Annotated in this window: 16 protein-coding genes; 7 read left to right on the top strand and 9 right to left on the bottom strand. The window is 70.1% G+C overall.

Annotated elements, in window-relative coordinates:
* Positions 1-25: 25 nt before the first annotated feature.
* The 3 genes from AC3A6G_RS02620 to AC3A6G_RS02610 are packed head-to-tail and all read right to left on the bottom strand — an operon-like array spanning position 26 to position 3345.
* A complete protein-coding gene (locus tag AC3A6G_RS02620; protein ID WP_487872982.1) occupies positions 26-931 on the bottom strand; it encodes a peptidoglycan DD-metalloendopeptidase family protein in 906 nt (301 codons plus the stop codon).
* Between the two features lie 53 nt (positions 932-984).
* A complete protein-coding gene (locus AC3A6G_RS02615) occupies positions 985-1512 on the bottom strand; it encodes a pseudouridine synthase (protein ID WP_487858145.1) in 528 nt (175 codons plus the stop codon).
* 18 nt (positions 1513-1530) lie between these two features.
* Positions 1531-3345 carry a glutamine--tRNA ligase/YqeY domain fusion protein gene (locus tag AC3A6G_RS02610; RefSeq protein WP_487872981.1) on the bottom strand — a complete coding sequence of 605 codons (1815 nt, stop codon included), beginning with the start codon at positions 3343-3345 and terminating at the stop codon, positions 1531-1533.
* Positions 3346-3478: 133 nt separating this feature from the next.
* Here AC3A6G_RS02610 and AC3A6G_RS02605 point away from each other — a divergent pair, with 133 nt between their 5' ends.
* Positions 3479-3811 (top strand): hypothetical protein, encoded by a 333-nt coding sequence (locus tag AC3A6G_RS02605; protein ID WP_487858143.1) that lies wholly within the window; start codon positions 3479-3481, stop codon positions 3809-3811.
* 83 nt (positions 3812-3894) lie between these two features.
* Here the strand turns inward: AC3A6G_RS02605 and AC3A6G_RS02600 are convergent, their stop codons facing one another.
* The 4 genes from AC3A6G_RS02600 to AC3A6G_RS02585 are packed head-to-tail and all read right to left on the bottom strand — an operon-like array spanning position 3895 to position 6697.
* Positions 3895-4731 carry a LytR/AlgR family response regulator transcription factor gene (locus AC3A6G_RS02600; RefSeq protein WP_487858142.1) on the bottom strand — a complete coding sequence of 279 codons (837 nt, stop codon included), beginning with the start codon at positions 4729-4731 and terminating at the stop codon, positions 3895-3897.
* Complete coding sequence (locus AC3A6G_RS02595; RefSeq protein WP_487872980.1) at positions 4728-5804, bottom strand: sensor histidine kinase; 1077 nt, start codon at positions 5802-5804, stop codon at positions 4728-4730. Before AC3A6G_RS02595 ends, AC3A6G_RS02600 begins: the two co-directional genes overlap by 4 nt.
* Positions 5805-5818: 14 nt before the next feature.
* Positions 5819-6121 (bottom strand): 2TM domain-containing protein, encoded by a 303-nt coding sequence (locus tag AC3A6G_RS02590; protein ID WP_487863997.1) that lies wholly within the window; start codon positions 6119-6121, stop codon positions 5819-5821.
* Positions 6122-6175: 54 nt separating this feature from the next.
* The gene (locus AC3A6G_RS02585) at positions 6176-6697 is read right to left on the bottom strand and encodes a DUF6622 family protein (protein ID WP_487872979.1); all 522 of its coding nucleotides are present in this window, start codon (positions 6695-6697) and stop codon (positions 6176-6178) included.
* Positions 6698-6918: 221 nt separating this feature from the next.
* On the opposite strand from AC3A6G_RS02585, the gene AC3A6G_RS02580 reads away from it, so the two are divergent.
* From AC3A6G_RS02580 to AC3A6G_RS02565, 4 genes are read left to right on the top strand one after another with little or no spacing between them, the layout of a single operon-like run.
* Positions 6919-8235 (top strand): efflux RND transporter periplasmic adaptor subunit, encoded by a 1317-nt coding sequence (locus tag AC3A6G_RS02580; RefSeq protein ID WP_487858138.1) that lies wholly within the window; start codon positions 6919-6921, stop codon positions 8233-8235.
* A gap of 22 nt (positions 8236-8257) precedes the next feature.
* Positions 8258-11452 (top strand): efflux RND transporter permease subunit, encoded by a 3195-nt coding sequence (locus tag AC3A6G_RS02575; RefSeq protein ID WP_487872978.1) that lies wholly within the window; start codon positions 8258-8260, stop codon positions 11450-11452.
* The gene (locus AC3A6G_RS02570) at positions 11449-14691 is read left to right on the top strand and encodes an efflux RND transporter permease subunit (protein WP_487872977.1); all 3243 of its coding nucleotides are present in this window, start codon (positions 11449-11451) and stop codon (positions 14689-14691) included. Before AC3A6G_RS02575 ends, AC3A6G_RS02570 begins: the two co-directional genes overlap by 4 nt.
* Positions 14692-14713: 22 nt before the next feature.
* Positions 14714-16144: an efflux transporter outer membrane subunit gene (locus AC3A6G_RS02565; protein WP_487872976.1), complete on the top strand. Its 1431-nt coding sequence runs from the start codon at positions 14714-14716 to the stop codon at positions 16142-16144.
* Here the strand turns inward: AC3A6G_RS02565 and AC3A6G_RS02560 are convergent.
* Positions 16141-17007, bottom strand: coding sequence for a MurR/RpiR family transcriptional regulator (locus AC3A6G_RS02560; RefSeq protein ID WP_487872975.1), 867 nt, complete (start codon positions 17005-17007; stop codon positions 16141-16143). The two genes, AC3A6G_RS02565 and AC3A6G_RS02560, sit on opposite strands and share 4 nt — an antisense overlap.
* A 73-nt stretch (positions 17008-17080) precedes the next feature.
* Between AC3A6G_RS02560 and AC3A6G_RS02555 the strand changes: the two genes are divergently transcribed.
* Together AC3A6G_RS02555 and AC3A6G_RS02550 are read left to right on the top strand one after the other, a co-directional pair.
* The gene (locus tag AC3A6G_RS02555) at positions 17081-17737 is read left to right on the top strand and encodes an aspartate/glutamate racemase family protein (RefSeq protein ID WP_487858133.1); all 657 of its coding nucleotides are present in this window, start codon (positions 17081-17083) and stop codon (positions 17735-17737) included.
* A gap of 78 nt (positions 17738-17815) precedes the next feature.
* Positions 17816-18640: an undecaprenyl-diphosphate phosphatase gene (locus tag AC3A6G_RS02550; RefSeq protein WP_487858132.1), complete on the top strand. Its 825-nt coding sequence runs from the start codon at positions 17816-17818 to the stop codon at positions 18638-18640.
* A 31-nt stretch (positions 18641-18671) separates the two neighbouring features.
* Here the strand turns inward: AC3A6G_RS02550 and AC3A6G_RS02545 are convergent, their stop codons facing one another.
* Positions 18672-19493, bottom strand: coding sequence for an IclR family transcriptional regulator (locus AC3A6G_RS02545; protein ID WP_487872974.1), 822 nt, complete (start codon positions 19491-19493; stop codon positions 18672-18674).
* Between the last annotated feature and the right edge of the window lie 11 nt (positions 19494-19504).

Genomic DNA, 19504 nt, shown 5'->3' with positions numbered 1-19504 from the left:
CGAGGCGCAGTCTCGTGCGGTCTCGTCAGCCCCCAATGAACAGCGCCGGGTCCACCATCGCCCGGTTCAGCATCACCGACCAGTGCAGGTGCGGCCCCGTCACGCGGCCGGTCGCGCCGACCGCGGCGAGCTGTTCGCCGGTCTTGAGCAGGTCGCCCACCTTCACGTCGATGCGGCTCAGGTGGCAGTACATGGTCAGGAGGCCGCCGCCATGGTCGAGCCAGACGGTGCCGCCGTTGAAGAAGTAGTCGCCGGTGTCGATCACGCGGCCGGCGAGCGGCGCGACGACGGGCGTGCCGGTGGCGGCGGCGATGTCCATGCCGCTGTGCGGATTGCGCGGCTGGCCGTTGAACACGCGGCGCAGGCCGAACGAGCCCGAGCGCCGGCCGGGCACGGGCACGCGCATCTGCAGCGCGGCGTCGGGGCGCAGCGCGGTGCGGGTCGCGGTCACGGTGGCGAGGTGGTCGCGCTCGCGCTCGAAGCGCGCCTGGTCCTCGGCCGAGAGGTCGACGGTGCGCGGCGCCACGTTCAGGCGCTGTTCCCGATATCGCTTGTCGGCCACGGTGTAGGCGACCTGCCGGTCGCTGCCGTGGTCGGTGCGCACCGTGATGTGCGCCTCGCCGGGCGTGGCCGCGAGGGGAATGCCGACGATGGCGGTCCATTCGATCGCGTCGCCCAACACGAGCAGCGGCTGCTCGCCCGAGAAGGCCGCCGGCCGCTCGGTGGCGGGTCCGAGCGACAGGCGCGCCACGCCGCCGGGCACCTGGCTGGGCTGTGGCCAGACGCCGGCGTGCGCCGGCTGTTGCCTTGCCGGCGCGGCTGCGGAGGCTGCGGGGACGGCGAACAGGCCCAACGCGCCGAGCAATGCCAGGCGGCGGGTCAGTGCGGGGGCGAGAAGGTCGGGGGCGGTGTGGGGTCGGATGTCGTGCATGGAGATCGAATAAAAAAACTGCTGCAACCTGCAACGCATTGCCGCCTGCCGCGCTACGCGCGCCAGGCGCCCGGCGCCAGGCCCTCGAGCGTGTGCGGCCCGATGGCCACGCGAACCAGGCGAAGCGTGGGCAGGCCCACGGCGGCGGTCATGCGCCGTACCTGCCGATTGCGGCCTTCGCTGATCGCAAGTTCCAGCCAGGTCGTCGGAATGTTCTTTCGCTCCCGAATGGGCGGCTGGCGCGGCCATACGTCGGGGGTGGTGTCGAGCACGCGGGCGCGGGCCGGCCGCGTAGGACCGTCGTTGAGCTGCACGCCGTCGCGCAGCGCGGCCAATGCGGCGTCGGTTGGCATGCCTTCAACCTGCACCCAGTAGGTTTTCTCCAGCTTGAAGCGCGGATCGGCGATGCGCGCCTGGAGCCGGCCATCGTCGGTGAGCAGCAGCAGGCCTTCGCTGTCGGCGTCGAGGCGGCCGGCCACGTACACACCCGGCACCTCGATGAACTCTTTCAACCCCCGCCAGCGGCCCTCGGGCGTGAACTGGCTGAGCACGCCGTAGGGCTTGTTGAAGCGTATGAGCAAGGTCGCTTTCTGTCTTGCCTACTTGCTCCAGCCGTCCCGCATGCCGGCCGCCCGGTTGAACACCCGCTTGCCTGCCGCATCGGCCTTGCTGTCGGCCACGAAATAGCCATGACGCTCGAACTGGATGGCCACGCCGGGCTCGGCCGTCGCCAGCGAAGGCTCCACGTATGCCGGGCAAACCTGCAGGCTCTGCTTGTTGAGCTCGTCGAGCAGTTCGCCGCTGCCCGGATTCGCCGCGGCGAAGAGCCGCTCGTACAGCCGCACCTCGGCCTGCAGCGCATCGGCCGCGGCCACCCAGGTGATGTTGCCCTTGACCTTGACCGCGTCGGCGCCCGGCGTGCCGCTCTTGGTGTCGGGCACCAGCGTGGCCTGCACCTCGACGAGCCGGCCTTCGGCGTCGCGCGTGCCGCCGGTGCATTCGATGACGTGGCCGTACTTGAGCCGGACCTTGTTGCCGGGGAACAGCCGGAAGAAGCCCTTGGGTTGCACGTCCTCGTAGTCGGTGCGCTCGATCCAGACCTCGCGGCCGAGCTTGAACGCGCGCTTGCCCATTTCGGGATGGTGCGGGTGCACGGGCGCCGAGCACTCGTCGAACACCTCGTCGCCCCCCATCAGTTCGCCCCAGTTGGTGATGACGAGCTTGACCGGGTCGAGCACCGCCATGGCACGCGGGGCTATCGGGTCGAGCGTGTCGCGCAGCGCGGCTTCGAGGCTCGCATAGTCGATCCAGCCGCCCGACTTGGTGGTGCCGCTGCGTTCGCAGAACAGGCGCAGCGCCTCGGGGGTGTAGCCGCGGCGGCGCAGGCCCGCGAGCGTGGGCATGCGCGGATCGTCCCAGCCGTCCACGTGCTTCTCTTCGACCAGCTGGCGCAGCTTGCGCTTGCTCGTGAGCACATGCGTGACGTTGAGCCGCGCGAACTCGTACTGGCGCGGATGCGGGCTCGCGATCAGGCCGCCTTCGGCCAGGCGGTCGAGCAGCCAGTCGTAGAAGGGGCGCTGGTCCTCGAACTCGAGCGTGCAGATCGAATGGGTAATCTGTTCGAGCGCATCCTCGATCGGGTGCGCATAGGTGTACATCGGGTAGATGCACCACTTGTCGCCGGTGTTGTGGTGCGTGGCGCGGCGGATGCGGTAGAGCGCCGGATCGCGCATGTTGATGTTGGGGCTCGCCATGTCGACCTTCGCGCGCAGCGTGGCGGCGCCGTCGGCCAGCTTGCCGTCGCGCATCTCGCGAAAGCGCGCCAGGTTCTCTTCGGGCGTGCGGTCGCGGAACGGGCTGTTCCTGCCGGGTGTGTTGAAGTCGCCGCGGCTCGCGCGCATCTCGTCGATGCTCTGCTCGTCGACGTAGGCCAGGCCGGCGCCGATCAGGTATTCGGCCGCGCGGTACATGAAGTCGAAGTAGTCGCTCGCGAAGTACTCGTGCGGCTGCAGCGTGCCGGGCGCGCTCGGGCGGTCGGCGAGCAAGGTTTCGTAGCCCAGCCACTGGACCGCATCGCGGATCGCGTCGACGTATTCCTGCTCTTCCTTCTCCGGGTTGGTGTCGTCGAAGCGCAGGTGGCAGACGCCGCCGTATTCGCGGGCCAGTTCGAAGTTGAGCCAGATGCTCTTGGCGTGGCCGATGTGGAGGTAGCCGTTGGGTTCGGGCGGAAAGCGCATGCGGACCTTGGCCGGGTCGGGCATGCCGTCGGCATGATGGGCGGCGTCACCGGGCGAGCCGCCCCATTGGCGGCCGGAATAAGCCCCCTGCGCGAGGTCGTTCTCGATCACGTGGCGCAGGAAATTGCTCGGGGCAGCGGCGGTTTTCGCGCTGTCTTTGTCGGTCGGGGAGGTCATTGCGGCATTCTAGATTGCGCTCTTTTGCCGTTACCTTTGGCAACGTTCTTCACATTCGCGCGGGCAACCGGTTTGCATTTGGCGCGTTCAATACCTACATGGGCGGCAACGCCCCAACCAGGAGTTCCAGATCATGAGCCTCACACGTTCAACCTTCTTCAAATGGACCGGCGCAGGTCTCGTGGCCTTCGGCGCCTTGTTTGCGGCCACTTCGGCCAGCGCCCGCGGCGACGTGAGCTGGTCGATCGGCGTGGGCATCCCGGGCGTGGCCGTGGGTGTGGGCGCCCCGGCCTACTACCCGCCGCCGGCGCCCGTGTACTACGCGCCGCCCCCGCCGGTGTACTACCGCCCGCCGCCGCCGGTCTATTACCGTCCGGCCCCGGTGTACTACGCGCCGCCGGCCTACTACGCACCGCGCGGCCACTACCGCCATCATCGCCACCACCGCCATCAGCACTGGCGTTGAGCGGTGCGGCATCGCCAGACGGTGCCTTCCCGCAAGATCAGAAAGCCGGTCCCTCGACGGGGCCGGCTTTTTTCATGGCCGTTTCACATGGCGCGAAACAGATGGGCATAGAGCCGGCTGACGGGGATCTTCTCGGGCCGGCCGCGCAGCGCGAGATTCAGCTTGCCGGCCTCGTCGCGGTGCACTGCCTCGATGGCGGCGCTGCGCACGACCACGGCGCGGTGCACCTGCCAGAAGGCCTGCGCATCGAGCTGGGGCAGCAGCTGCTTGAGTGGGGTGCGGATGAGGTATTCATGGCGCTCGGTGAGCACGCGCACGTACTTGTCCGCGGCCTCGAAATACAGCACCTCGTCGACCGGCACCATGCGCACGGTGGCGCCGCCGGTCTCGCTCGCCGCGATCATCCGCAGCGGCGCCGCGACGGGTGACTGCGCGGGGGGGCCACCGGCACCGGCACCGGCGGCGAGCAGCCGCCGCCACTGCGCGAGCGTCTGCTCGAGCGTTTCGTCGCTGGCGGTGGCGGTAGGGCGCTGGGTGTCGAGCGCCAGCCGCAACCGCTGCACGGTCTTCTGCAGCCGCGCGGGCTGCACGGGCTTGAGCACGTAGTCGATGGCCTGGGTCTCGAAGGCGCGGGCGGCGTATTCGCCGTAGGCGGTCACGAAGACGAGCTGCGGCAACGGCGCTTCGTCCGCCGGCCAGCGGTCGGCCAGTTCGGCGGCGGCGCCGAGGCCGTCCTGGCCGGGCATGCGGATGTCGAAGAAGAGCACCTGCGGCAGCAGGCGCAGCGCCTCGTGCACTGCGGCGTTGCCGTCGCGCGCGATCGCGAGCACCTGGAGTTCGGGCCAGGCCGCGGCGAGTTCGGCCTGGAGGGCCTGGGCGAGCAGCGGCTCGTCTTCGGCGATGAGGGCGGTGGGGTTCATGCGTGGGGCTGCAACGGAAAGCGCAAGGTGGCGCGGGTGCCGCCCGCGGGGCCGGTCGTCAAGTCCATGCGGCCCCGGTCGGCGTACATGGCAGCGAGCCGCTCCCGAACCTGGCCGAGCCCGAAGCCGCCGCCATCGCCCAGCGCGCCGGGGTGTGCAGCATCGAAGCCCCCACCGGTGTCGCTGACTTCGATCACGAGCTCTGTGTCGATCCGCCGCGCGCGCACTGCGATCTCGCCGCCTTCGACCTGCGGCTCGAGCCCGTGGCGGATGCTGTTCTCCACCAGCGGCTGCAGCAGCAGCGGCGGCACGGCCGCGTTGCGCAGCTCGTCGGGCAGCTCGAGCGTGTAGCGAAGTCGCTCGCCCATGCGCACCGACATCAGTTCGAGGTAGTCGGCCAGCCGGTCGAACTCGGCCGCGAGTGGGTGCGAGAGCGCGCGCGAGCCGCCGAGCGTCATGCGCAGGTAGCTGTTGAGGCGGTCGAGCATGGCCACGGCCCGCGGCGGATCGGTGGCGATCAGCACGCGCAGGTTGGCCAGCGTGTTGAACAGCATGTGCGGCTCGAGTTGGCTTTCGAGCAGCTTGAGCCTCGCCTCTGTGGCATTGCGCTGGGCCAGATCGAGCTGCTCCTGCATGTACCGGCCCTTGCCCAGGGTATAGAACAGGTACGACATGCCGGCCGTGGTGCCCAGCGTGACGGCGATGGTGGCGATCAGTTGCGCCCGGCCGAGCTTGTAGAACGTCAGTATCGGTCGCCCGCTCCATGCGTCGCCGATGGTCTGGCCGACGAGGAAGCCGATCGTCACGCTCACGGCCACCAGGACGATGCCGCGTGCGCCATGGGGCCAGCGAACCTGCTGGCCGCGGGTCAGCAGCAGCCGGCCCATGTCGATGAACAGCCAGCTCACAAGCCCGATCGAGAGCGAGTAGACGAGCTGCTTGTCCCAGGCGCCGTCCGGCCCGTGCATCGTGGCGGCCATGACGGCGGCGATGACGCAGCAGCAGGCCGCCGTGATCAGGCCGTGCCGCAGCATGCTGCGCAACGTGTCGGCACCGAACAGCGGGGCCGGCATGGGCGCCCCGCCTGCTACCAAGGATCGCCTCCCTGCAGCGCACGGCGTTCGCGCGCCACGAGCCGGTCGTACACGCCGCCACCGGTGGCGACGAACCAGACCACGGCGCCGTGGATCAGCAGCCCGAGGCCCCAGCCCAGCAGTGGGTACACCGCCCAGCTGTGGCCGCGCGAGGCCGAGAGGGCGACCAGGCCGAGGTTCACCAGCACATAGACGAAGGCATGGATGAACCAGCCGAGTTTGGCGCCGGCGCGGCGCCGGGCGAGCCGCTCGAGTTCGGAGGCAGAAGCGTGGGTGTGGGGCTGTGCAGGGTTCATGACGGTTCTCCGTGAGGGGGTTGAAGAAAAATGTCGATGAAGCGGCTGGCGATCTTAGGCCGGGCGCACTTCGGGTGCCATGGCGGCGGTGCGGAGCGCCAGTTTCCACAGGCGCAGGGCCCGCGCGGCGAAGATGCCGCTGAAGGCGCCATACAGCATCGGAATGCCGACCGCGAAGGCGGCCTGTCGGTGCAGCGCGGGGTGCAAGGCCAGCGCCACGCCGACCGCATACTTGGTGAAGAAGATGCCCATCATCAGCACCAGCGGCACGGCGCTGCCGGGCAGGTGGAAGCTGCGCGCGGCGGGGTCGTAGCGGACGCCGGCGGGCAGTGCAGCCTGCAGCACCGCCAGGCCCATGGCGGCCGCCGCGAGGCTCCAGCCGAGCAGGGCACCGGGCGAAGGGCCGAAGGCCGTGAGCACGCCCGCCAGCGACAGGCCGGTCATGCCGACCGACACCGCGGTCAGCCGGCCGAGTCCGCTGCGGCCTGGCAGCAGCTGCCTTGCGCCCAGCCACAGCAGGAGCACGAAGACGGCGAAGACCCACTTCGGGGGGTGAAGAATGATCTCGAGCAGCATGGCGGTTCCAGAAAGAAAGCTTCGATGGAGCGGACTGTGCCGATCGGTGGCCGGCGCGGCCATCGGCGTGCGACGAAATGCGCCACGGCGGCGCGAGGCGCGGCGACGGTGTGCGAAACGTGGGCATTCTTTGCAGCTTTACCGTCGCTTTACGGTCCGACAGACAGGCGCGCTACGATCCAGCGGTCCACTAGCGGCTGTACTGCGCACTGCCCCACCCCATGGAATCACCGACCTCCGAGCCTTCTTCCGGCGATTCGCCTGCTGCCCCACCGGCACACCCCGTCCCTTCTCCCTCTCCGCGTCCGCCTTCGCGCCGCCGGCGCTGGCTGGGCAGCCTGCTCGCGCTGCTGTTGCTGCTGGCTGTCGGTGCGGGGGCCTGGTACCTCATCAACCGCAAAGACAGCGCTGCAGGCGCGTCGCGCTTCGGCGGCGCGACCGTCACGGTCGGCCATGCCGCGGCGCGCGAGACCGAGCTGCCGGTCACCATCGATGCGCTCGGCACCGTCACGCCGCTCGCCACCGTCACGCTCCGGGCCCAGGTCGGCGGCGTGCTGACCGAGGTGATGTTCACCGAAGGCCAGACCGTGGCCAAGAACCAGCTGCTCGCGCGCATCGACCCGCGCCCCTACGAGCAGGCGCTGATGCAGGCCCGTGGCACCCGGGAACGCGACGAGGCGCAGCTCGCGGCCGCGCGCGTCACCCTTGCGCGCTACCGCACGCTGCTCGGGCAGGACTCCATCGCGCGGCAGGAGGTCGACACCCAGGCCGCGCTGGTGCGGCAGCTCGAAGGCACGGTCACCACCGACCGGGCCGCCGAAGCCTCGGCCAGGCTGAACCTCGACTGGACCCGCATCACCGCCCCCGTGGCCGGCCGCATCGGGCTGCGCGCGGTCGACCCGGGCAACACCATCACCGCCAACGCGACCACCGGCATCGCGGTCATCACGCAGATGAACCCGATCGACGTCCAGTTCTCGGTGCCGCAAGACCGCGTGCCCGACATCCAGGCCCAGCTCGCGCGCGGCGAACCGCTGCCCGTGACCGCGTTCGACCGCACGCGCGCGGCGACGCTCGACACCGGCACCTTCTCGACGCTCGACAACGTGGTCGACACCACCACCGGCACCGTGAGGGCCAAGGCCCGCTTCGCCAATGCGCAGACCACGCTGTTCCCGAGCCAGTTCGTCAACGTGCAGCTGCTGCTGCGCAAGCTGCGCGCCGTGGTGGTGCCGGTCACGGCGGTGCGCACCGGCCCGAATGGCGACTACGTGTATGTGATCAACGAGGACCGCACGGTCTCGATGCGCGCGGTGAAGCGCGGCGAGGCCAATGCCGAGGTGGTAGCGATCACCTCGGGCCTGCGTGCCGGCGAGAACGTCGTGACCGAAGGCGGCGACCGCATCAAGGACGGCGCGGTGGTGCAGTTGCAGGGTGATCGGCCCGGCGCCGGCCCGCGTGGCGGTGCGGCCGGCCCGCGTGGCGCGGCATCGGGTCCGCGTGGTGGAGAGCGCCGTCGCCAGCGCCCGCCGCAGTGATCGAGGTTGAGGTGCCCGCGCGATGAGCCCGTCCCGTCCCTTCATCGAACGGCCGGTGGCCACGGCACTGCTGATGCTGGCCATCGTGCTGGCCGGCTTCGTGGGCCTGCGGCTGCTGCCGCTGGCCGCGCTGCCGCAGGTCGACTACCCGACCATCCAGGTGCAGACGCTCTATCCGGGCGCGAGCCCCGAGGTCATGAGCCGCACCGTCACGGCACCGCTCGAGCGCCAGTTCGGCCAGATGGCGGGGCTCAACCGCATGAGTTCGGTCAGCTCTGCGGGCGTCTCGATCGTCACGCTGCAGTTCGCGCTCGACGAGACGCTCGACGTGGCCGAGCAGCAGGTGCAGGCCGCCATCAATGCCGGCGGCTCGCTGTTGCCGGCCGACCTGCCGGCGCCGCCGGTGTATGCCAAGGTCAATCCAGCCGACGCACCGATCCTGTCGCTGGCCGTCAGTTCCGGGACCATGCCGCTGACCGAGGTGCAGAACCTTGTGAACACGCGGCTCGCGCAGAAGATCAGCCAGGTCGGCGGCGTCGGGCTGGTGTCGCTCTCGGGCGGGCAGCGCCCGGCCGTGCGCATCCAGGCCGACACCAATGCGCTCGCGTCGGTGGGCATCGGCCTCGACACGCTGCGCAGCGCCATCAGCGCAGCCAACGCCAACAGCGCCAAGGGCAGCTTCGACGGGCCGCAGCGGGCCTACACCATCAACGCCAACGACCAGCTGCTCGCGGCGGACGACTACAAGAACCTGATCGTCGCCTGGAAGAACGGCGCGCCCATCCGCATGACCGACGTGGCGCGCGTGGTCGACGGGGCCGAGAACACGCAGCTCGGCGCCTGGGCAGGCTTGCGCGGCGAGGATGCGTCGGCACCGGCCGAGCCGCCGCCGGGCCGCCCCAAGGCGGCGAGCGCCCCCTCGGGGGGCAGCGAGGACACGCCAGTGCCGAGCGTGGGGGCAGGCATGTACCCGGCGATCATCCTGAACGTGCAGCGCCAGCCGGGCGCGAACGTGATCGGCACCGTCGAAGCGATCAAGCAGCAGCTGCCTGAACTGCGGGCCTCGCTGCCTGGCTCGCTCAAGGTCGAGGTGCTGAGCGACCGCACCACCGGCATCCGCGCTTCGGTCTCGCACGTGCAGCTCGAGCTGGCGCTGGCGGTGGTGATGGTGGTGCTGGTGATCTTCTTCTTCCTGCACAGCGTGCGCGCGACGGTCATCGCGAGCCTCGCGGTGCCGATCTCGCTGATCGGCACCTGCGGGCTGATGTACCTGCTGGGCTACAGCCTCAACAACCTGAGCCTGATGGCGCTGACGATCGCCACTGGCTTCGTGGTGGACGACGCGATCGTGATGATCGAGAACATCGCTCGCTACCTCGAGGAGGGCGACCCGCCGTTCAAGGCCGCGATCAAGGGCGCCACGCAGATCGGCTTCACCATCATCTCGCTCACGGTGTCGCTGATCGCGGTGCTGATCCCGCTGCTGTTCATGGGCGACGTGGTCGGCCGGCTGTTCCGCGAGTTCGCCGTCACGCTGGCGATCACCATCCTGATTTCCGCCGTGGTCTCGCTCACGCTGGTGCCGATGATGTCGGCGCGCTGGCTCCGGCCGCAGGCGGAGGAGGGCGGGCGCTTTGGCGCGAGCGTGCAGCGCTTCTTCGACCGCGTCATCGCGCGCTACGACGTGTGGTTGATCTGGGTGCTGCGGCACCAGCCGCTCACGCTCGTGGTGGCCGTTGCCACGCTGGCGCTCACCGTGTTGCTTTACGCGGTGATTCCGAAGGGCCTCTTTCCGACCCAGGACACGGGCCAGCTGAAGGCGCGCATCGAGGCCGCGCAGGATGTCTCGTACACGCGCATGGCCGCGCTGCAATTGCAGGCCGCCGACGCGATCCTGGCCGACCCCGAGGTGGCGAGCGTGAGCTCGGTGGTCGGCGTGGACGCGGCCAACAACACCGCGCTCAACACCGGCAGCATGCTCATCAACATGCGGCCCGATCGCGGCGACCAGGAGGCCACGATGCAGCGCCTGCGCGAGCGCGTGCGCGCCGTGGCGGGCGTCACGCTCTACCTGCAGCCCACGCAGGACCTTACCATCGATGCCGAAACCGGGCCGACCGAATTCCGCGTTTCGCTCGAAGGCGTGGACACCACCACGGTGGACACCTGGGCCCAGAAGCTGGCCGAGCGGCTGCGCGCCGAGCCGCTGGTGCGCAATGCCACCACCACCGCCGGCGCGACGGGGCTCGCGGCCTACGTGGACATCGACCGCAACACCGCCTCGCGCCTGTCGATCACGGCCAGTTCGGTGGATGACACGCTCTACAGCGCCTTCGGCCAGCGCATCGTCTCGACCATCTTCACCGAGACCAACCAGTACCGCGTGATCCTCGAGGCCCAGCGCGAGGCGCTGTCGTCGCCGCAGCTGCTCGGCAACCTGCAGCTGCGCACCGGCAGCGGTGCGGCCACCACGCTGTCGTCGATCGCCACCGTGCGCGAACAGCCCGCGCCGCTGGCGGTGACCCACGTGGCGCAGTACCCTTCGGCCACGGTGGGCTTCGACACCGCCCAGGGCGTGGCGCTCGGCAAGTCGGTTGCGGCGATCCGCGCGGCCGCCAAGGAGATCGGCATGCCCGCGAGCATGACCATGACCTTCCTGGGTGCCGCTGGCGCGTACGAGAAGTCGCTCACCAACCAGCTGTGGCTCATCCTTGCGGCCGTGGTGTGCGTGTACATCGTGCTCGGCGTGCTGTACGAGAGCTACATCCATCCGCTGACCATCCTTTCGACATTGCCCTCGGCCGGCGTGGGCGCGCTGCTCGCGCTCATGCTCACGGGCAACGACCTGGGCGTGATCGGCATCATCGGCATCATCCTGCTGATCGGCATCGTCAAGAAGAACGCGATCATGATGATCGACTTCGCGATCGACGCCGAGCGGCGCGAAGGCAAGTCGCCGCAGGAGGCCATCCACCAGGCGGCCTTGCTGCGTTTCCGACCCATCTTGATGACCACGCTGGCGGCGCTGTTCGCGGCGCTGCCGCTGATGTTCGGCTGGGGTGAGGGCGCCGAGCTGCGCCGGCCGCTCGGCCTTGCGATCTTCGGCGGGCTGGTGGTGAGCCAGGTGCTCACGCTGTTCACCACGCCGGTGGTCTACCTGGCCTTCGACCGGCTGGGCCGCCGCTTCGGGCGCCAGCGGGAGGCCGTGGCCGAATGAACCTGTCGCGGCCCTTCGTCGAGCGTCCAATCGCCACGGTGCTGCTGACCGTCGGCATTGCGCTGGCCGGCATCGCGGCCTTTTTCGCGCTGCCGGTGTCGCCGCTGCCGCAGGTCGACTACCCGGCCATCTCGGTCACGGCCAGCCTGCCGGGGGCGAGCCCGAGCACCATGGCGTCGAGCGTGGCGACGCCGCTCGAGCGCCGGCTCGGCGTGATCGCGGGCGTCAACGAACTCACCTCGACCAGTTCGAACGGCTCGACGCGCATCAGCCTGCAGTTCGACATGTCGCGCAACATCGACAGCGCTGCGCGCGAGGTGCAGGCCGCCATCAACGCGGCGCGCGCCGACCTGCCCGCCACGCTGCGGCGCAACCCGACCTACCGCAAGCGCAATCCGACCGCCGCGCCGATCGCGATCCTGGCGTTGACGTCGAAGACGCGCACGCCGGGCCAGATCTACGAGGCCGTGTCGAACATCGTGAGCCAGAAGCTCTCGCAGGTCGATGGCGTGGGCGAGGTCGAGATCGGCGGCGGCTCGCTGCCCGCGGTGCGCGTCGAGCTCGAGCCGTTCTCGCTCAACCGCTACGGCATCAGCACCGAGGACGTGCGCGCCGCGATCCAGTCCAACAACGCCAACCGGCCCAAGGGCGCGATCGAGGGCGACGAGCGCCGGCTCCAGATCTACACGCCCGCGCCGGGGCGCCATGCGGCGGAATACCGCGACATGGTGATCGCCTGGCGCAACGGCGCGGCCGTGCGCCTCGGCGACGTGGCGCGCGTGATCGACAGCGTGGAGAACACGCGCACGCTGGGCCTGTTCAACGGGCAGCCGGCGGTGATCGTGCTGGTCACGCAGGAGCCCGGTGCCAACATCATCGAGACGGTCGACGGCGTGCGCGAGCTGCTGCCCGAGCTCCGTGCGCAGCTGCCGCAGGACATCGAGGTGCAGGTGGCCTCGGACCGCACCAACTCCATCCGCGCGTCGCTGCGCGAGATCGAGGCCACGCTGATGATCTCGATCGTGCTGGTGGTGCTCGTGGTCGGCCTCTTTTTGCGCCGCGCACGCGCCACCATCATTCCCGCGGTGGCCACCGTTGTGTCGCTGCTCGGCACCTTCGGCGTGATGCACCTGCTGGGCTACAGCCTCAACAACCTGAGCCTCATGGCGCTCACGGTGGCCACCGGCTTCGTGGTGGACGACGCCATCGTGGTGCTCGAGAACACCAGCCGCCACATCGAGGCCGGCGTGGGCCGCATGGAGGCCGCGCTGCGCGGCGCGCGCGAGGTGGGCTTCACCGTGCTGTCGATCAGCCTGTCGCTGGTGGCGGTGTTCATTCCGCTGCTGTTCATGGACGGGCAGATCGGACGGCTGTTTCGCGAGTTTGCCGTCACGCTGTCGGTCGCGGTGCTGATCTCGCTGGTGATCTCGCTCACCACCACGCCGATGATGTGCGCCATGCTGCTGCGGCCCGAGACGCCCGGCGGCAAGCCGCCCGGCCGGTTCGCGCGCATGGCCGAGCGCGGCTACCAGTGGAGCCTGCGCACCTACGCCTACAGCCTCGACTGGGCGCTGGCGAGCAAGGCCGTGGTCATGGTGCTGCTGCTCGCGGTGGTCGGCCTCAACGTGTACCTGTTCACCGCCATTCCGAAGGGCTACTTCCCCGAGCAGGACAACGGCCAGCTCAACGCGGGCCTGCGTGCCGACCAGAGCATCTCGTCGGTGGCACTGGCCGAGAAGCTGCGGCAGGCGGTCGACATCATCCACAAGGACCCGGCGGTCGACACCGTGGTGGGCTTCTCGGGCGGCAGCCGCTCGGGCGGCGGCTTCATGTTCGTCAACCTCAAGCCGGCCTCCGAGCGCAAGGAGAAGACCGCCACGGTCATCGCCCGGCTGCGGCCGCAGCTGGGCCAGCTCACCGGCCTGCGCGTGTTCCTGAGCCCGGTGCAGGACCTGCGCATGGGCGGGCGCTCGAGCAACTCCACCTACCAGTACACGCTGAAGGGCGACAGCCTGGGCGACCTGCGCACCTGGACCGCGAGGCTCGCCGACCGGTTGCGCCAGGAGACTGCGCTGACCGACGTCGACAGCGACCAATCGGACAACGGCGTGGAGACCTTCGTCGAGATCGACCGCGACAGCGCGGCACGGCTCGGCGTGACCGCCAGCGCGGTCGATGCCGCGCTCTACAACGCCTTCGGCCAGCGCTCGGTCGCCACCATCTACGACGAGCTCAATCAGTACTCGGTCATCATGGAATGGGCGCCGCGCTACCAGCGTGCGCCCGTGGTGCTGAAGGACCTGTACGTGCCGTCGACGCTCACCGCAGCCACCAGCGCGAACGGTGCGGCCACGGTGAGTTCGCTCGCCAGCCACACCGACGCGAGCACCGGCACTTCGACCACCACCTCGGCCAACCCGGGCCTGCGCACGGCCTCCACAGGCCAGGCGCTGGCGGCCAACACCACGCAGATGGTGCCGCTCTCGGCCATCGCCAAGGTCAGCGAGCGCGCGGTGCCGAGTTCCATCGATCACCAGGACACCGAGCTGGCGAGTACCGTCTCGTTCAACCTGAGCGAGGGCACCACGCTGGACGATGCGCGCCGCATCGTGGCGCAGGCCGAGGCCGACATCGCCATGCCCACCAACGTGCGCGGCAGCTTCCAGGGCACGGCGCTCGCGGCGCAGCAGTCACAGGGGCAGCAGCTCGCGCTGATCCTGGCGGCCATCGTTGTCATCTACATCGTGCTGGGCGTGCTCTACGAGAGCCTGGTGCACCCGGTCACCGTGCTGACCACGCTGCCCTCGGCCGGCGTGGGCGCCGTGCTCGCGCTGCTGCTGTTCCGCATGGAGTTCTCGATCATCGCGTTGATCGGGCTGTTCCTTTTGATCGGCATCGTGAAGAAGAACGCGATCCTGATCATCGACTTCGCGCTCGAGGCCGAGCGCGCGCGCGGCATCTCGGCCGTGGAAGCGGTGCGCGAAGCCTGCCTGCTGCGCTTCCGCCCGATCCTCATGACCACGCTCGCCGCCGCCCTGGGCGCGCTGCCGCTCGCCGTCGGCTTTGGCCAGGGCGCCGAACTGCGGCAGCCGCTCGGCGTGGCGATCATCGGCGGCCTCGTCGCGAGCCAGCTGCTCACGCTGCTCACCACGCCGGTGGTCTACGTGCTGCTCGACAAGCTGCGGCGGCGTTCGGGCAACGAGCGGCACCTGAGCCGCGCGGCCGGCGCGCAGACCTGAAGAGAATGAACGAGACCCTGCCATGACACATCGCCGCCCCCGCATCCTTTCGCTGTCCGCGCTCGCCCTGGCGGCGGTGCTGGCCGGCTGTGCCGTGGGGCCTGCCTACCAGGCGCCCGCTGCGGTCATGCCCGCGGGCTGGAAAGAGCAGCCGGCCGCCGACGGCTGGCTGCCCGCCGCGCCGGCCGACGCGCTCGACCGCGGCGAATGGTGGAAGCTCTTTGCCGACCCCACGCTCGACGAGCTCGCCGCGCGCGTGAACGTCTCGAACCAGAACATCGCCGCGGCCGTGGCCAACTTCGCCCAGGCCCGCGCACTGGTGCGCGGCGAACGCGCGGCGCTGTTCCCGTCGGTCGCGATCGACGGCAGCGGCCGGCGCAGCGGCAACCTCGGAGGCAGCAGCAATGCGTCGAGCGCCTTCGCAGCCAACCTCGGCGTCGACTGGGCGCCCGACGTCTGGGGCCGGTTGCGGCAGGCCGTGGGCAGCGCCCAGGCCAACGCGCAGGCCAGCGAGGCCGACCTGGCCTCGGCGCGGCTCTCGGCCGTCGGCGATCTGGCCACCAACTATTTCTCGCTGCGCGAAACCGACGCCGAGATCGTGCTGCTCGACCAGACCATCGAAGGCTACCAGCGCGCCTTCGAGATCACGAGCAACCGCTATGCGGCCGGCATTGCGGCGCAGACCGACGTGCTGCAGGCGCAGACGCAGCTCGTCAATGCGCAGGCCGAGCGCGTGGGCCTGCAGCGCACGCGCGCCACGTTCGAGCATGCCATCGCCATGCTCGTCGGCGTGGCGCCGGCCGACTTCAGCTTGCCGCCCGCGCGCTGGACGCCCACCGTGCCCGGCGTCCCGACCGGCGTGCCGTCGACGCTGCTGCAGCGCCGGCCCGACATCGCGGCGGCCGAGCGCGCGGTGGCCGCGGCCAATGCGCAGATCGGCATCGCGCGTTCGGCCTACTTTCCGAGCTTCAGCCTCAGCGCCTCGGTCGGCGGCAACGCGAGCCGCGTGAAGGACCTGTTCGATGCGTCCAACATGCTCTGGGCGCTGGGGCTGTCGGTGGCGCAGGTGGTGTTCGACGCCGGTGCGATCGGCGCGTCGGTCGATTCGGCCAGGGCGGCCCACGACGCGAGCGTGGCGCGCTACCGCCAGACGGTGTTGGGCGCGTTCCAGGCGGTCGAAGACCAGCTCACGGCCGGCGCGGCGCTCGCGCAGCAGGAAGGCCTGCGGCGCGAGGCCTCGGCCGCCGCCGACAGGACCGAACAGCAGTTTCTCAACCGCTACCGTGCGGGCCAGTCCGGCTACACCGAAGTGGTGACCGCACAGGCGGCCGCGCTCAATGCGCGCCGCGCGCTGGTGCAGGTGCAGGTCGATCGGCAGACCGCCGCCGTCGCGCTGATCCAGGCGCTGGGCGGCGGATGGCAGGCCGGCTGGACCGGCGCCTCGGCGCCCTAGGCGCGCGGGCTCCGCGGGCGCAGGTAGGCGCCCGACTCGAACAGCTGCGCCGCGGCCTCGTCGATGCGCCGCATGCCCGGTTTGCCGGCGCGGCTCGCGAGCAGCTCGACCAGTGCTTCGGCCAGCGCAACGCCCGCAGCGACCGAAGGAAAGAACGACGGGCTCTGGATCGTGAACAGCAACGTCTCGTCGGCGAGCAACGACAGCGGGGATGCCGTGCTGTCGGTCAGCGCGACGATGCGCAGCCCCGCTGCCTTGGCGGCCTGGGCCACCTGCAGCGCCTCGCGCGAGTAGGGCGCGAAGCTGGCGACCACCAACGCATCGCCTTTGGCGAAGGCGCGCTGCTGCATCTCGAGCGAGCCGCCCGGGCCGTCGACCAGGTGCACGCCGGTGCGGAACAGCCGGTACGCATAGACGAACGAGAACGCGATCGGAAAGCAGGCGCGGAAGCCCGCGGCATGCACCGCGCCCGCCTTCTCGAGCAGCACGCATGCCTTGCGCAGCGCGTCGGCGCATTGCCGGTGCGTGGCTTCGAGGTTGCGGCGCTGCACTTCGAAGATCTCACCCGCGAGGCCCTGGTTCTGGACACGGCCGACGAGCTGCTTCGCATGTCCGCCAAAAAGGTCGGAGCCGAGCCCCATGTCGCCCGCGAAGGCTTCCTTCAGCTGGGGCCAGCCCGCATAGCCCAGTTGCTGCGCAAAGCGCACCAGCGTGGCGGGCGTGCTCTGCGCGCGCGCACCCACGCTGCGCATCGAGGCCGTGACGACCTCGTTCGGATGGTCGAGCACATAGCGCGCCACCTGCTGCAGCGCGGGGCTCAGTTCGTTGAAGCGTTGGCGGATCTGGTCTCTGGCAATCGTCATTGGAACAAATGTACCGGAACGCAAGCGCATTCGCGGTTGGGTGAAACATGTATTCCAATGATAATTCGGCCGCATGACCCGCATCGCCCTGATCCACGCGCTGGCGCATTCCGTGGCGCCCATCAACGCCGCCTTCGAGCGCGACTGGCCCGAGGCCCGGCGCATGAACCTGCTCGACGACAGTCTCTCGGCCGACCTGGCGCGCAGCGGGCAGGGGCTCGATGCCGCGATGCACGAGCGCTTCCAGCGGCTCGCGCAGTACGCGGTCGATGCGGGGGCCGAGGGCATCCTCTTCACCTGCTCGGCCTTCGGGCCGTGCATCGAAGCGGTGGCCCGGCGGCATGCGGGCATTCCGGTGCTCAAGCCGAACGAAGCCATGGTGGCCGAGGCGGTGCAGGGCGCGTCGGGCCGGCTCGGGCTCATCGCCACCTTTGCGCCGACGCTGGCCTCGATGCCGTCCGAGTTTCCGGCCGGGACCGCGCTCGAGCCGGTGCTGGCCGAAGGCGCACTCGAAGCGCTCGACGCCGGCGACACCGCGCGCCACGATGCGCTGGTCGCCGCCCAGGCCGCCGCGTTGCGCGCGCGCGGCTGCACCCGCATCGCGCTCGCGCAGTTCAGCATGGCGCGTGCGCGCAGCGCCTGCGAAGCGGCCAGCGGACTGCCCGTGCTCACCACGGTCGACAGCGCGGTGCGGGCGCTGCGACAGCGCACGCGTCAAGCGGCCGGCTAATCCCCGCGGCGCCCGGGGGCCGGCCGAAGGGCCTGTCGCCATGCCTCGCCATAATTGCGGCTCTTTAAAGGAGTAAGCGTGGACATCGTTTTGCTGGTGAAGGCCGCCATCATGGGCATCGTCGAAGGGCTGACCGAGTTTCTGCCGATCTCGTCGACCGGGCATCTGATTCTTGCGGGCGCGCTGCTCGGCTTCGACGACGCGAAGGCCAAGGTCTTCGACATCGCCATCCAGACCGGCGCGATCTTCGCGGTGATCCTGGTGTACTGGCAGAAGATCCATTCGACCATCGTGGCGCTGCCGCGCCAGCCCAAGGCGCGGCGCCTGGCCATCAACGTGGTGCTGGGCTTCCTGCCGGCGGTGGTGCTGGGCCTGGTGTTCGGCAAGATGATCAAGGAACACCTCTTCACGCCCGTGGTGGTGGCCAGCACCTTCATCATCGGTGGCTTCATCATCCTGTGGGCCGAGAAGCGCCCGCCCGGTTCGGTGCGCGTCGAGCACGTCGACGACATGACGATGTGGGATGCGCTCAAGGTCGGCCTGGTGCAGTGTTTCGCGATGATCCCGGGCACCAGCCGCAGCGGCTCGACCATCATCGGCGGCATGCTGCTGGGCCTGTCGCGCAAGGCGGCCACCGATTTCTCGTTCTTCCTGGCGATCCCCACGCTGATCGGTGCCGGCGCCTACAGCCTCTACAAGGAGCGGGCGCTGCTGACGATGGCCGACATCCCGATGTTTGCCGTAGGCCTGGTGTTCTCGTTCGCGAGCGCATGGCTGTGCGTGCGCTGGCTGCTGAAGTACATCAGCACGCACGACTTCATCCCGTTCGCGTGGTACCGCATCGCCTTCGGCATCGTGGTGCTGACCACTGCGTGGACCGGCGCGGTGGTCTGGGCCGAATAAGCGCGCGAAGGAACAGCAAGGCGCGCGGCCGTCAGGCTGTGCCGCCGTGGCCGAGCAGGGCGCTCGCGGCGTCGGCCTCGCGCCGCACTGCGCCCGCGATCGGGCCGTCGATCGCCGGGTCGAAGCCGCCGGTGGCGCCCAGCGCCGTCAGCACCGCGCACACGCGCCCCGCATAGTCGACCACCGGCGCGGCCACTGCGCTGATGCCGCGCAAGTAGGTGTCGCGCACGATCGCGCAGCGTGCCTGCTGCACCTCGCGCCGCAACTGGCCGATCGGGTCGGCCGCGTCGAGCGTGGCGCGCATGTCCGGCGGTGCCTCGGCGAGTTCCTGTTCGGCCAGGGCGCGCACGCGCGATTCGTCGAGCAGGCCGAGGAAGGCGCGGCCCGTGGCCGACCAGAGCATCGACATCACCGAGCCGGCGCGCACGTTCACCGTGACCGGCAGGCCCGGTTCCTCGAAACGCACGATGGTCGGCCCCTTGTTGCCCATCACCGCGACGAAGCAGGTCACCTCGAGCGATTCCCGCAGGCGCAGCAGGCAGGGCTCCGCCGCGCGGATCGGGTCGGCCTGGCGCATCGCCGCCAGCCCGATCTGGATCGCCGCCGTGCCCAGGTAGTAGTGCAGCGAGGCCGCGTCCTGCAGCACCAGCCCTTCTTCCATCAGGCTCGCGAGGTAGCGGTGCACCTTGGCCGGGCTCTCGGCGACGTGCGCGGCCAGCGCGGTGAGACTGCTGCGGCCGCCCAGGTGGGCCAGCCCCTTGAGCACCGCCATGCCGGTTTCGGCCGACTGGACGCGCTGGCGCCGCTCGCGGCCGGCGGCGGGAACGGGAGGGACTTCCGGGGCTTGGGTCATGTGGGCGGGGA

The sequence above is a fragment of the Variovorax sp. Soil_C_26 genome (assembly GCF_057657075.1).
The sequence above is the reverse complement of the archived record's forward strand: the minus strand, read 5'-3'. Positions and strand labels throughout refer to the sequence as shown.